Source organism: Achromobacter sp. ACM05, from assembly GCF_019218915.1.
GTDB classification, from domain to species: domain Bacteria; phylum Pseudomonadota; class Gammaproteobacteria; order Burkholderiales; family Burkholderiaceae_B; genus Achromobacter; species Achromobacter animicus.
The window spans coordinates 657,443-670,877 of the sequence record NZ_JAHUWQ010000003.1 but is presented as its reverse complement, the minus strand read 5'-3'; the positions used below and the strand labels follow the sequence as shown (position 1 = coordinate 670,877).

General features: G+C 67.0%; 11 protein-coding genes. 5 read left to right on the top strand and 6 right to left on the bottom strand.

What is annotated here, in order from left to right:
- Positions 1-4 precede the first annotated feature (4 nt).
- The gene (locus KW836_RS21525; RefSeq protein ID WP_255596045.1) at positions 5-1,381 is read left to right on the top strand and encodes a sulfite reductase subunit alpha; all 1,377 of its coding nucleotides are present in this window, start codon (positions 5-7) and stop codon (positions 1,379-1,381) included.
- 30 nt (positions 1,382-1,411) lie between these two features.
- On the opposite strand, the gene KW836_RS21520 is transcribed toward KW836_RS21525, so the two are convergent.
- Positions 1,412-2,371 (bottom strand): tripartite tricarboxylate transporter substrate binding protein BugE, encoded by a 960-nt coding sequence (locus KW836_RS21520; RefSeq protein WP_175123523.1) that lies wholly within the window; start codon positions 2,369-2,371, stop codon positions 1,412-1,414.
- Positions 2,372-2,399: 28 nt separating this feature from the next.
- A complete protein-coding gene (locus KW836_RS21515; protein ID WP_218344709.1) occupies positions 2,400-3,857 on the bottom strand; it encodes an amidohydrolase family protein in 1,458 nt (485 codons plus the stop codon).
- An 89-nt stretch (positions 3,858-3,946) separates the two neighbouring features.
- Between KW836_RS21515 and KW836_RS21510 the strand changes: the two genes are divergently transcribed.
- The gene (locus KW836_RS21510) at positions 3,947-4,912 is read left to right on the top strand and encodes a LysR family transcriptional regulator (RefSeq protein ID WP_218344708.1); all 966 of its coding nucleotides are present in this window, start codon (positions 3,947-3,949) and stop codon (positions 4,910-4,912) included.
- A gap of 49 nt (positions 4,913-4,961) precedes the next feature.
- On the opposite strand, the gene KW836_RS21505 is transcribed toward KW836_RS21510, so the two are convergent.
- From KW836_RS21505 to KW836_RS21495, 3 genes are read right to left on the bottom strand one after another with little or no spacing between them, the layout of a single operon-like run.
- Positions 4,962-5,408 carry an SRPBCC family protein gene (locus KW836_RS21505; RefSeq protein ID WP_218344707.1) on the bottom strand — a complete coding sequence of 149 codons (447 nt, stop codon included), beginning with the start codon at positions 5,406-5,408 and terminating at the stop codon, positions 4,962-4,964.
- A gap of 57 nt (positions 5,409-5,465) precedes the next feature.
- Positions 5,466-6,296, bottom strand: coding sequence for a phosphoenolpyruvate hydrolase family protein (locus tag KW836_RS21500; protein WP_218344706.1), 831 nt, complete (start codon positions 6,294-6,296; stop codon positions 5,466-5,468).
- A 12-nt stretch (positions 6,297-6,308) separates the two neighbouring features.
- Positions 6,309-7,520 (bottom strand): Tm-1-like ATP-binding domain-containing protein, encoded by a 1,212-nt coding sequence (locus KW836_RS21495; protein ID WP_218344705.1) that lies wholly within the window; start codon positions 7,518-7,520, stop codon positions 6,309-6,311.
- A 161-nt stretch (positions 7,521-7,681) separates the two neighbouring features.
- Between KW836_RS21495 and KW836_RS21490 the strand changes: the two genes are divergently transcribed.
- Together KW836_RS21490 and KW836_RS21485 are read left to right on the top strand one after the other, a co-directional pair.
- On the top strand, positions 7,682-8,329 hold the full coding sequence (locus KW836_RS21490) for a TetR/AcrR family transcriptional regulator (RefSeq protein WP_175123695.1): 648 nt from the start codon (positions 7,682-7,684) through the stop codon (positions 8,327-8,329).
- 136 nt (positions 8,330-8,465) lie between these two features.
- The gene (locus KW836_RS21485) at positions 8,466-10,130 is read left to right on the top strand and encodes an S-layer protein (protein ID WP_218344704.1); all 1,665 of its coding nucleotides are present in this window, start codon (positions 8,466-8,468) and stop codon (positions 10,128-10,130) included.
- A gap of 112 nt (positions 10,131-10,242) precedes the next feature.
- Here KW836_RS21485 and clpB read toward each other — a convergent pair whose 3' ends face one another.
- The gene (gene clpB, locus KW836_RS21480; RefSeq protein ID WP_175123530.1) at positions 10,243-12,849 is read right to left on the bottom strand and encodes an ATP-dependent chaperone ClpB; all 2,607 of its coding nucleotides are present in this window, start codon (positions 12,847-12,849) and stop codon (positions 10,243-10,245) included.
- Positions 12,850-12,987: 138 nt separating this feature from the next.
- Here clpB and KW836_RS21475 point away from each other — a divergent pair, with 138 nt between their 5' ends.
- Positions 12,988-13,422 carry a gamma-glutamylcyclotransferase family protein gene (locus KW836_RS21475; RefSeq protein ID WP_218344703.1) on the top strand — a complete coding sequence of 145 codons (435 nt, stop codon included), beginning with the start codon at positions 12,988-12,990 and terminating at the stop codon, positions 13,420-13,422.
- The last annotated feature ends 13 nt before the right edge of the window (positions 13,423-13,435 follow it).

Here is a 13,435-nt window from a genome sequence, read left to right as displayed (position 1 = left end):
ACCCATGTTGCACACCCGATTGATCGCGGCAACGTGCGTGGTGCTGACCTGGCTGCTGCTGTGCCTGTGGGCCTGGCAACGCGCCCGCCGCCAGCATGCGCAACACGCGCTGGCGCTGCAGGCGCTGAGCGCACCCGCGCCCGAAGACGCCGTGCTGGTGGCCTACGCCAGCCAGACCGGCTACGCCGAGTCGCTGGCCATGCAGACTGCGGAATCTCTGCGCGCCGGCGGTCTGACCGTGCGCGTCGCCTCGCTGGACCAACTGGACCTTCAACGCCTGGCCGCCTGCCGGCGCATGCTGTTTGTCGTCAGCACCTACGGCGAAGGCGATCCGCCCGATGCGGCCGCGGCGTTTGCCGGCCAGATGCAACAGACGCCACAGGGCGCCGCGCTGGCCGGTGCGCAATATGCCGTCCTGGCGCTCGGCGACAGCGAGTACGCGCAGTTCTGCGGCTTTGGCCACCGGTTGAACGACTGGCTGCACGCGCAAGGCGCGACGCCGTTGTTCGATCTGGTCGAGGTCGACAACGACGACGCGGCCGCGCTGCGCCACTGGCAGCATCATCTGGGCCTGCTGGCCGGCCGCAGCGATTTGCCCGATTGGGAAGCGCCCGTGTACGACACTTGGCGCCTGGCGGGCCGGACACTGCTGAATCCCGGCAGCCAGGGCGGCCCTTGCTATCTGCTGACGTTGTCGCCGCCGCCCGAGAGCACGGCAGCATGGCAGGCGGGCGACATCGCCGAAATCGGCCCCCGGCGCGAACGCGGCGGCGCGCTGGAGGCGCATCGTGAATACTCCATCGCTTCGCTGCCCGCTGACGGCGCCATCCAGCTGCTGGTGCGCCAGATGCAAGGCGCCGACGGCGCGCTGGGTCTGGGCAGCGGCTGGCTCACGCACATTGCGCAGACCGGCGACGAGATCGCCTTGCGTGTACGCACGAACCGAAATTTCCACCCGCCGGCTGACGACCGCCCGCTGATTCTGATCGGCAACGGCACCGGCCTTGCGGGCCTGCGCGCGCTGATCAAAGCGCGCCGCGCTGCCGGCCACCGCCGCAACTGGCTGGTCTTCGGCGAGCGCAACGCCGCTTGCGACGCGTTCTGCCGCGATGAGATCGACGCCTGGCGGCAAGACGGCACATTGGAACGCGTGGATGCGGTGTTTTCCCGCGACCAGCCCGAGCGCCGCTATGTGCAGCACTGCTTGCGCGAAGAGGCGGACGCCGTGCGCGCCTGGGTGGATGCCGGCGCCGCCGTGTATGTCTGCGGCAGCCTGCAAGGCATGGCGGGCGGCGTGGATGCCGCGCTGCAGGACATCCTGGGCGCGGACCGCCTGCAAGCCCTGCAGCATACGGGCCGCTACCGGCGCGACGTGTATTGACGACGCACGCGGCCCGCGTTTCCCGAGTCCCTACTGCAGCTTGATCTGCGCCCGCTCGATCACCGTCTTCCAGCGATCGCGTTCGGTGCTGATCTGCTCACCAAACTGCGCCGGCGTGTTGCCCAGCGGGAACGCGCCGGTCTCTTCCATCTTTGCCGCGGTCGCCGGATCGCGCACCGCACGCGCAAAGGCATCCGCCAGCTTGTCGCGCACATCGGCCGGCATGTTGGCCGGCCCCACCACGCCGTACCAGGCCGTCACGTCGTAATCCTTGTAGCCCTGCTCGGCAAAGGTCGGCACGTCGGGCAGTCGCGGATTGCGCGCCGTTCCGGTAATCGCCAGGGGTTTCAGGTGATTGCTCTTGACGTACGGCAGCGACGACGGAAAGTTGTCGAAGATCACCGGCACCACGCCGCCCACCGTGTCGGTCAGCGCCGGCGCCGAACCACGATAGGAAATGCTGTTCATCTTGCCGCCGATGATCTGCAGGAACCAGATCATGCCCAGGTCGTTCACGCCGCCTGCACCCGCGTTCGCGTAGCCGTCCTTGCCCGGATTGGCGCGCACGTGGGTCACGAACTCGGCCAGCGTCTTGGCCGGAAAGTTCGGATTCACGCTGAGGATGTTGGGGCTGGTCACCAGATTGCTGATGGGCGTGAAGTCCTTGACCGGGTCATAGGCCAGGTTGGGAAACAGGTGCGGCGCCGTGCCGTGCGTGCTGACGGTGGCCAGGCCCACGGTGTAGCCGTCCGGCTTGGCGCGCGCGGTGGCCGTCATGCCGATGGTGCCCGACGCGCCCGTGCGGTTCTCTACGACAATCTGCTGGCCCAGAATTTCGCCTGCCTTGGCCGCGGCCACGCGGCCGACGATGTCCGTGGGACCGCCCGCCGGGAACGGCACGATCAGCGTGATGGGGCGGTCGGGAAAGGCGGCGTGAGCGGCCGGCAGCGCGGCGGCCAGCGCCAGGGCGGCGCAAGTCTTGCGGATCATGATGTTGGGTCTCCTGGTACGGCTGTTGTTATGGAAGGGGTTGGGCCGCGGCCTGATCGCGGCGAAGAATGCGGCCGGGCCGCGGGGTGTCTGCCGTGGCCGGAAAAACCGGCGTGCCATTGACCAGCACGTGCTCCACACCGGCAGACGCGAGCGTCGGCGCCTCCCAGGTGGCGCGATCGATCACCGTATCGGCATCGAACACCACAATGTCCGCCCACGCGCCCACGGCAATCCGGCCACGGTCCGCCAGCCGGAAGACGCGGGCCGGCAGCGCGGTCATCTTGGCCACCGCCGCCTCCAGCGTGACAAGCTGCGCCTCGCGCACGTAGCGCCCCAGCACGCGCGTGAAACTGCCCCACAGCCGGGGATGCGGATGCGCGTCATTGGGCAGGCCATCGGACCCGACCATGCAGCATTCGTGCTGAAAGATGCGGCGGACCTCGTTCTCGTCCATCGCAAAATAGATCGCCCCGGCCGGGCACAGGCGTTCGGCCGCCGTGGTCTTGTCGCAACCCCAGCGCGCCGCGATGTCGCTCAGGTATTCGCCGTTGCATTCGGGATGCGGCGTTGACCACGTAATGCGGATGTCGTCGATGGTGTCGGCGCGCTCCGGGATCAGAATGGTGGAACTGCCGGGATACGGGTAGATGTCCAAAGCCACGTCCACGCCCTCGGCACGGGCGCGGTCGATGTTGGCCAGCGTGGCGGCGCTTTTGCCCCAATTGCGCGGCATCATGCACTTGTGATGCGACAGCACGGTCGCGCAGCCGGTGTTGCGGCCGATGGCCAGCACCTCGTCGACGGCCGCCTCGACCGCGTCGCCCTCGTTGCGGATGTGGCTGGTATGCATCGCGCCGCGCGCCGCCGCCACGCGGGCCAACCCTTCCAGTTCAGGCGGCTGCGCCACCCCGCCCGGTTGATACGCCAGTCCGGTGCTGAAGCCCACGGCGCCCGCCGCCAGCGCGTCGGCCAGCATCTGCTGCATGGCCGCCTGTTCATCGGGCGTGGGCTGCGCGGTGGGATCGCGCATCGCGGCAAGGCGCAGATTCGCGTGCCCCACCAGCGCGGCCACATTGATGACCGGTTGGCGCTCGCGCAGCTCGTCGAAATAGTGCGTCATGCTGGCAAAAAGCGGCGTCTCGCCCAACAGCGCCAGCGCCGCCGCGGTGTTGCCCGGCAGCGGTGCGGGCGCACCGCTGACGCCGCAATTGCCCACGACAACCGAGGTGATGCCCTGGCTCGTCTTCCACGCCAGATCGGGCTTTTCCACAAACATCAGGTCGTCGTGACCGTGCACATCGATGAAGCCGGGCGCCACGATCTTGCCCGCGACGTTCACGCGCGTGGCCGCGGGCACCTTCGACAGGTCCCCGATCGCCGCAATGCGTTCGCCCGCCACGCCCACATCGGCGCGCCTGCGCGGACCGCCCAGCCCGTCGATGAGCCAGCCGCCTTCGATGATCAGATCCAAAGTCTCCTGCATGGTGTTCCTGCCTTGGTGAAGGACCTAGTATCGTCCGCGCGATCAATCTGGAAAAATTGTTTTTATTGATCTATCTATCGCGTTTTGAAATGCATCGCCTGCCCAAGCACGTCACCTTGAAGCACCTGACCGCCTTTGTGGCGGTAGCCCAGGAGTCCAGCTTCACGCATGCCGCCAAACGCCTGTTCCAGACGCAATCGTCCGTCACCAGCCTGGTTCGCCAGCTTGAAGACGCGCTGGGCACCCAGCTCTTTGCGCGCACCAGCCGGCGCGTGCTGCTGACGCCGGCCGGCGAGGAATTCCTGCCGCGCGTCATGCGCCTGCTTGCGGACTTTGACGGCGTGATCGAGGACGTGGTGCGCTTTGGCGCGCTGGAACGCGGCCGGGTGGGCGTGGCGGCGGCGCCGTCGGCCATCACGCAGCTCATCGCGCCCGCTGCCGCCGTGTTCGCGGCGCAGTATCCGGCGGTGCGGCTTTATCTCAGCGACGACAACTCCGGCCGCATCCAACGCAAAGTGGCCGCGCGCGAGGTCGATTTCGGGCTGACCAGCCGCTGGGCCGACGCCCCCGGCCTGCAATTCGACGCCTTGCTCGAAGACCGCTTCGGTGTGCTCTACCGCCAGGACGACGTCACGCTGCGCCCGGCGCGCGACGGCGCCATGCGCTGGTCCGACCTGACCGGCCGCAAGCTGGTTGGAGTCGTAGATGAAACGGGCATCATGGCCCTGCTGCGCGCCCGCGCCGACCTGCCCATCGAGGCGGCGGCGCCGTTCTATGAAGCATCGAGCACCACGTCGCAGGCCGCGCTGGTCAAGGCAGGCATGGGCGTCGCGCTGCTGCCGGCGCTGGCCGCGCAACGCGTGATGGAGCCGGGGCTGGCCTACGCGCTGCTGGCCCGGCCCACGGTGGTGCGCACGCTATGCATCATCCGCAACAAGGAATATCCGCTGAGCCCGGCCGCGCAGGCGTTGATCGCATCGATCCACGAGTACCTGCGCACGGCCCCGCTTCCCGCAGGCTGCCGCCGCCTGTCCGCCACACGGCGGAAGCACTAGGTGCGCGGGTGTCACCCGCGTGCTGACCGGCGCCGCCCCTGCGCGGGTGTCAGACACCCGATCGCAGCTTCTCGTCCAACGCGGCCAATCCCGCCGCGAACACGTTCTGCCCGACCGCCGCAGCCACATCGTTCAGCGCGGCCCCCTCGACGCGGAAATCGGCCCACCATTGCACCAGCGTGCCGCCGCCTTCGGTGACCGGATGCAGCGACACGCCCGCGACATAATCGCGCATCGGAAGATCCGTCTCGATGATCGAATACCGCAGCTCGGTATTGGGATCGTCCAGCATCAAAAGCTGCTCCCGCACGAAGCCGGAAGGCTTGAGCGTCAGATGCCGCACCGAGCCCACGGCGTCATGGCGGCCGCCCGCTTCCAGCCGGCTCTCCGCGACGCCGGGATGCCAGCCTGCCAGGCCGTTGAAATCCCGGAACAGCGGCCAGACCTTGTTCAATGGCGCGTGGACGACAGCGGTGATGTGTACGGTATGCGGCATACGGGCTCCGTTAAACGCAATGCGTGTCGAATAAGCCGAAAACTGCGGCGATGGGGATCAGAAGGTCAGGTTCTTGAATTCGCGCGTGGCGGCCGTCAGGGCCTGTTCGGTCGGCAGGCGTTCCATCGAGCTGGCGCCATAGAAGCCGTGGCAATGCTTGCACGCGCGCAGCACGTGGGCCGCATCGTCGGGCGTCGCGATCGGGCCGCCGTGGCACAGCACGATGATATCCGGGCGCACCGCCAGCGCGGCCTCGGCAATACGGTCGATGGCGGCGACGCAATCATCCAGCGTCAGCGCCGTTTCCGCGCCAATGGACCCGCCGGTGGTCAGCCCCATGTGCGCCACGATGATGTCAGCCCCCGCGCGGGCCATAGCCACAGCGTCGTCCTCGTTGAAGACGTACGGCGTCGTCAGCATGCCCTTTTGATGCGCCAGACGGATCATGTCGACTTCCAGCGCATAGCCCATGCCGGTCTCTTCAAGATTGGCGCGGAAGTTGCCGTCGATGAGGCCGACAGTGGGAAAGTTCTGCACGCCGGCAAAGCCCTGCCGTTTCAGGTCGTCCAGGAACACGTCGAAGTCGCAGAACGGGTCGGTGCCGTTTACGCCGGCCAGCACCGGCGTCTTCTTGACCACCGGCAGCACTTCGCGGCCCATGTCCACGACGATCTCGTTCGCGTTGCCGTAGGCCAGCAGGCCCGCGAGCGAGCCGCGGCCCGCCATGCGGTAGCGGCCCGAGTTGTAGATCACGATGAGGTCGATGCCGCCCGCTTCCTCGCACTTGGCCGACAGCCCGGTGCCCGCGCCCCCGCCCACGATGGGCGTGCGCGCGCGCACCATGGCGCGAAACTTGTCCAGCAGTTCGTTACGGTCAAAACGCGGCATGGCGGCAGTCCTTCAATGTGCGGCAATTTCAAGAAAGTGGTCGACCGCCGTCCTGGCGAACAGCGGATCGTTGATGTGGCAAGGCACGCGGATCAGGCGGCGGTCCGCCGTCTGCCGCAGGTTGGCCTCCAGCGCGGCAAACAGCGCCGCGTCGGCCTCGGGATCCCAGAACGCCTGGCCCGGCGCATCCAGCGCGGACACGCCGCCCTCGGGAATCAGGAAGCGCACCGGGCCGTCGCAACGGTTCAGCCGGTCGGCGATCCATTCGCCCTGCCGCGTGTTTTCCTCTGCGGTCGTGCGCATCAGCGTGACCTGCGGGTTGTGGGGATAGAAGCGTCGGGCGCGGTAGCGTTCGGGCACGGTGTCCATCGCGCCGAAGTTCACCATGTCCAGCGCGCCGCACGACCCGACATAGGGCGCGCCCGTGCGCGCCACCGCGCCAAAGCGGTCATCGGTGCAGGCCAGCACGCCGCCGAACAGCAGGTCGCAGACTTCAGTCGTGGTCAGGTCCAGCACACCGGCAAGCAGGCGGCTGTCCAGCAGCTTTTCCATCGACTGCCCGCCCGTGCCAGTGGCATGGAACACCAGGCAGTCGAATTGCGATTCCAGAAGCGGCGTGACTTGCTGCACGCAGGCTGTGGTGACGCCGAACATGGTGATGCCCACCGCCGGCCGGCCATCGTCAGCCGCCGCGGCCGACGACTGGCGGAACGCGCCGCCGATCGCGCCGGCCGCATTGGCCAGCACGCGGCGCGAGATGCGGTTCAGGCCCGCCACGTCGGTCACGGAATACATCATCGCGATGTCCGACGGCCCCACATAAGGCGCGACATTGCCGGACGCCATCGTGGACACCATCACCTTGGGCGTGCCGATGGGCAACGCGCGCATGGCCGGCGTGATGAGCGCCGTGCCACCCGAGCCGCCCAGGCCCAGCAGCGCGCCGATTTCCGCGTTACCGGCGGCGTAGCGCTCGAACGCAAGAGCCATGGCCGCAATCGCCGTGCCCCGGTCGCCCGTGAAGACCGCCGCGGCGCCGTCCGGGTGGCTGCGCGCGACCTCTTGCGCCGAGACCTGCGCGGCGCTGGGCGCACCGGAGGTCGAGACATCCACCGATACCACGTCCAGCCCCTCGCGCCGGAGCAGATCCGCCACGTAGTCGGCCTCGTGGCCCTTGGTGTCGTAGGTCGCGGCGACAAAGACCCGCTGCTTGGTATGCGTCATGACTCCTCCGCGGGCGGCTACACTGCGTGCGCGCCTCGATATGTGAGGCCAAAGGCCCGTAGAATCCAGAAATGAGACGAAAGAATCATACTGAGACACCTGTCTCACGTCAATCCGAATCCCCCGCCCGCAAGGCGTCCTCGGCAGCGGCCGGCACGAAGCTGATCGCCCCCGCCAGCCCGCAGGCAGCCGCCAGCGGCGAACCCCCGCACGGGCCGCGCGCACGGATGCGCAAGACCCTGCTCGACGCCGCCCAGCAATTGATGGCGCAAGGCGTCACGCCCTCGGTCGCCGAGCTGGCCGAACACGCGCAAGTCTCGCGCGCCACCGCCTACCGCTACTTTCCCAGCCAGAGCGCGCTGATCGCCGCCGTGGTGGACGAAAGCCTGGGCCCCATCCTCGCGTGGAATTCCGATGCGCCTGACGCGGCGGCGCGCGTCGACGAGCTGCTGCGCTTCGCGTATCCGCGGTTGGCGGCGCACGAGGCGCCGCTGCGCGCTGCCATTCAGGTGTCGCTGCAACAGCATGCGCAGGCCAGCGCCGGCAAAGCCGGCGCCGAGCCCCAACTGGTGCGCGGCCACCGCGTCGACATCCTCAGGCGCGCCATCGCACCCCTGGCCGCCGACCTGACACCGGCGCAGCAGGACCGCGTCGCGCAGGCGCTGTCGCTGGTATACGGCACCGAGGTGTTCCTGGTGCTCAAGGACATCTGGAAGCTCGACCTGCCCGAGGTGACCGATGTGGTGCGCTGGACCGCGAACGCCATCATCACGCAGGCGCTGGCCGAAGCCCGAGCCGCAAAAAAATAGCTGCTGAAGACAACGCCAGGCGCACGGAAATCGACATCCGGCGCGCCACTGTCATTCCCACGTCATTCCCCGCCCGCATAGTTGCGCGCTTTGCGGCTTGCGCGTTGCATGCCGACATGACGTTGGAGTGTTGTAGATGCAGTTCGAAGTATCCCGCCTGCGGCGAGCCATCATGCCCTTGTCGCTGGCTTGCGTGACCCTGCTGAGCGCTTGCGGTGGCAGCGATGACGATGACGAGGTGGTCACCCCTGAGCCGACCCCGCCCGTCGTGACCGACCCGACGCCGCCCGCAGAGCAACCCAAGCCCATCGAAACGGGCGCGTGGTCCACGGGCGATCTGCACGTGCACACGTTCCAGTCGGACGACGCGCAGGTCAGCCTGGAAAGCGCGCTGGATCAGGCGTTCGACCGCTACAAGCTGGACTGGGCCGCCATCTCGAACCATCTGCGCCTGTCCGCCCGCGACCATACCGGCGTCAACCTGCCCGGCGGATCGATCCCGTTCTCGCAAGGCATGGCGCAGTACGAAGTGCCCTACATCAAGCAGGCGCAGGCCGCGGGCCGCTACGCCGGCAAGATCATCTTCTCGTCGTTCGAATGGGACATGCCGACGCATGACCACGTGAACATCGGCATCGGCTACAACGATCCGCAGTCGCCCAAGTCGCTGGAGGCCGTGGCCGAGTTCGAGTACCTGTTCACCAACCGTGATCCCAACCTGTTCGACCCGCTGCTGGTCTCGCGCCTGTCCGGCGAAACGCGCGCGTTCACCACGCACGCCGACTCGCTGGCCGCGCTGAAGTGGCTGCGCGACAAGTACCCCGACAGCTACATGCTGCTGAACCACCCGTCGCGCTACGCGGGCAAGTACACGATCGCCCAGCTGCGCGAGATGAATGACCTGGCCCCGAGCGTCTTCTTCGCGATCGAGGGCATGGTCGGCAACCAGATGGAACCGGACCGTGGCGGCTACGCCACCGCCTACACCAACGCCTTCCTGCCCAACCGCACCTATGGCGGCGCCGATTACCTGGTCGCGCACCTGGGCGGCACGTGGGACGCGCTGCTGGGCGAAGGCCGACGCATCTGGAACGTGGCCGATTCGGACTACCACTTCCGCACGAGCCAGGGTTTGTACAGCAGCGGCTACGCGCCCGGCGAATATTCGAAGACGTACGTCTGGAAGGACGGCGACGACATGGCGGCCGTGGTCACGGGCCTGAAAAGCGGCCGCATGTTCGGTGTCTTCGGCGACCTGATCGACGCGCTGGACTTCCAGGCCAAGGGCGCGGCCGGCGCGGTGCACATGGGCGGCGAACTGCAGGCGGCCAAGGGTGAAACCGTCGAGGTCACGATCCGCTTCCGCAGCCCCGAGCGCAACAACTACGAGTACCCGATCGAAAGCGGCAACCCCACCTACGTCAAGCCCACCGTCAACCACGTGGACCTGATCGTCGGCGACGTGACCGAACGCGCCGCACCCGGCACCCCGGAATACGACGCCGACACCAACCCCACGACGCGCGTGCTGGCCCGCTTCACCAAGGCCGACTGGAAGGTCGACGAAGATGGCTACAACGTCATCACGACCACGATCAAAGCCGACAAGAGCCAATACCTGCGCCTGCGCGGCACCAATCTTGGCGTGGACGTGGCAGGCGAAACCGCAGCGGGCGAACCGCTGCCGGATGCGAAGGTCGATTTTGCCGACAACGCGGCGCGCTTCAACGCCATCAACGCCCGCAACTACAACGATCTGTGGTTCTATTCGAACCCGGTGTTCGTGACGGTCGCGAAGTGATGTGATTGCCCAGCGCCGCGCCGATCTGTTCGGAGCGGCGGCGCTGCGGCGCTACGGCGCAGACAAAAAAATGCCCGGCTACGCGCCGGGCATTTTGCTTATTGCAGCGCGATCACTGCAACGTGCGGGTGAAGACGAACTGGCCATCCTGCCAATCCACCGGGACCACGTCGCGCGGACCGAACCTGCCTTCCAGGATCAGACGCGCCACCGGGTTCTCGATCTGCTGCTGGATCGCACGCTTCAAGGGGCGCGCGCCAAACACCGGATCGAAGCCGGAGCGGGCCAGTTCGGCCAGGGCCGGTTCCGTCACTTCCAGCCGCATCTCCTGCTTTTCCAGGCGCTCGCCCAGACGGCGAAGCTGGATGCGGGCGATGGACTCGATGTGCTGCGCTTCCAGGCCGTGGAACACCACCACTTCGTCGATACGGTTCAGGAATTCGGGCCGCAGCGTCTGCTTCAGTTCATCCCACACCACTTCCTTGACCACGTCGTACGGCTGGCCAGCCAGCGTCTGGATATGGTGCGAACCCAGGTTCGACGTCATGACGATCACCGTGTTGCGGAAATCGACGGTGCGGCCCTGGCCATCGGTCAGGCGGCCGTCGTCCAGCACTTGCAGCAGCACGTTGAACACGTCCGGATGCGCCTTTTCGACTTCATCGAGCAGCACCACGCTGTAGGGCTTGCGCCGCACGGCCTCGGTCAGATAGCCGCCCTCTTCGTAGCCCACGTATCCGGGCGGCGCGCCGATCAGCCGCGCCACCGAATGCTTCTCCATGAACTCGCTCATGTCGATGCGGATCATGTGCTCTTCAGAGTCGAACAGGAACTCGGCGAGCGCACGCGTCAGCTCGGTCTTGCCGACGCCGGTTGGGCCCAGGAACAGGAACGAGCCATACGGCCGCGCCGGATCCGCCAGCCCCGCACGCGAACGGCGGATGGCGTCGGACACGAGACGCACGGCCTCGTCCTGACCCACCACGCGCTTGTGCAGGAACTCTTCCATGTGCAGCAGCTTTTCGCGTTCGCCCTGCATCATCTTCGACACCGGAATGCCGGTGGCGCGCGACACGACTTCGGCGATTTCCTCGGCGCCGACACGCGTGCGCAAGAGGCGCGGACGCGATTCGTCGCCTTCGGCGTTTTCGGCGGCCTCGGCAGCGCCCACCTCGGCGGCCTTCAGACGTGCCTCAAGATCCGGCAGCTTGCCGTATTGCAGTTCGGCCAGCTTGTCGAATTGGCCCTTGCGCTGCAGTTCCGCCATTTCGGCGCGGACGCTGTCGATCTCTTCCTTGATGGCTTGCGTGCCTTGCACCGCGGCCTTCTCGGCCTTCCAGATTTCCTCGAAGTCGTTGTACTCGCGCTGCAGCTTTTGCAGCTCGTCCTCGATGACGCCCAGGCGGCGCTTGGAGGCGTCGTCCGTTTCCTTCTTGACGGCCTCGCGCTCGATCTTGAGCTGGATGATGCGGCGGTCCAGCTTGTCCATCACTTCCGGCTTGGAGTCGATTTCCATGCGGATGCGCGCGCCAGCTTCGTCGATCAGGTCGATAGCCTTGTCGGGCAGGAAGCGGTCGGTGATGTAGCGATGCGACAGCTCGGCGGCCGCGACGATGGCCGGGTCGGTGATCTCGACGCCGTGGTGGATTTCGTAGCGCTCCTGCAAGCCGCGCAGGATGGCGATGGTGGATTCCACGTCGGGCTCGTCGACCAGCACTTTCTGGAAGCGCCGCTCAAGCGCCGCGTCCTTCTCGATGTACTTGCGGTATTCGTCCAGCGTGGTGGCGCCGATGCAGTGCAGCTCGCCGCGCGCGAGCGCCGGCTTGAGCATGTTGCCCGCATCCATCGCGCCTTCGGCCTTGCCCGCACCCACCATGGTGTGCAGCTCGTCGATGAACACGATGTTGCGGCCGTCGTCCTGGCCCAGCTCTTTCAGCACGGCCTTCAGGCGCTCTTCGAACTCGCCGCGGAACTTGGCGCCCGCCAGCAGCGCCGCCAGGTCCAGCGACAGCACGCGCTTGCCGCGCAGGGTCTCGGGCACTTCGTCGTTGACGATGCGCTGCGCCAGGCCTTCGACGATGGCGGTCTTGCCGACGCCGGGTTCGCCGATCAGCACGGGATTGTTCTTGGTCCGGCGCTGCAGGATCTGGATGGTGCGGCGGATTTCGTCGTCGCGGCCGATGACCGGATCCAGCTTGCCCTGGCGGGCGCGCTCGGTCAGATCCAGCGTGTACTTGGAAAGGGCCTCGCGGTTGGCTTCGCCTTCCGCGCCCGACACGTTCTCGCCGCCGCGCACGGCGTCGATCGCCGCTTCCAGGGCCTTTTTCTGCAGGCCCGCGTCGCGCAGGATGCGGCCGGCTTCACCCTTATCGTCGGCCAGCGCAAGCAGGAAGAGTTCGCTGGCGATATAGGTGTCACCGCGGCGCGAGGCTTCCTTGTCGGTACGGGTCAGCACGCCCTGCAGGTCGCGGCCCACCTGCACATTGTCTTCGCCCTGCACCTGCGGCAAGCCCTTCAGGGCGGACTCCAGGGCCGGGCCCAGTCGGTTGACCGCCACACCGGCACGCGCCAGCAAACTGCCCGCGCCGCTGTCGGAATCCGACAACAGGGCGGACAGCACGTGGACAGGTTCGATGTAGGGGTGGTCGTTGCGGGCGGCCAGACTTTGGGCGTCTGCCAACGCTTGTTGAAACTTGGTCGTCAGTTTGTCGAATCGCATAATGGTCGTATTGGCTTGTGGGGAGCCTGACCGATCCGTGCCGGCTGGCTCGATAACCTGAATATGTGGCCGGGTGAGACAATTTCAACACCCGGCGCCTCTCATGGTCTTCTTCGACGTGCACCAGCAAACAGAGCAATGAGCATATACGTTTTTGTGTACGGCACCCTACGGGCCGGCGAAATCAACGACCTCGCCCGGGCGGCCGCAGCGCGCGGTTTGCCGGCCGCCAGCCACGTCGGCGCGGCCAGCGTGCCCGGCATGCTGGTCGATTTTGGCGACTGGCCCGGGCTCATCCCCGTGCAGGACGGCCGGCGCGTGCGCGGCGACGTTTTCCAGGTGGAACCGGCGTTGATCGCCCTGATGGACGAGATCGAAGAATATCAGCCCGGCAAGCCCTGCTGCTTCGTGCGCCGCACGGTTACCGCCAGTCTGGAAGGCGCCGGCCCGACCAGTCTGCTGCCCTGCGAGTACTATCCGATCGACCCCGCGTTTCGGGCCGCGGCGGTCGATATCACCGGGGAAGACTGGATTGCTCATCGCCTTTCCAGAACAAAGCAGGACGCCCGGTAAGACACCCGTAGTA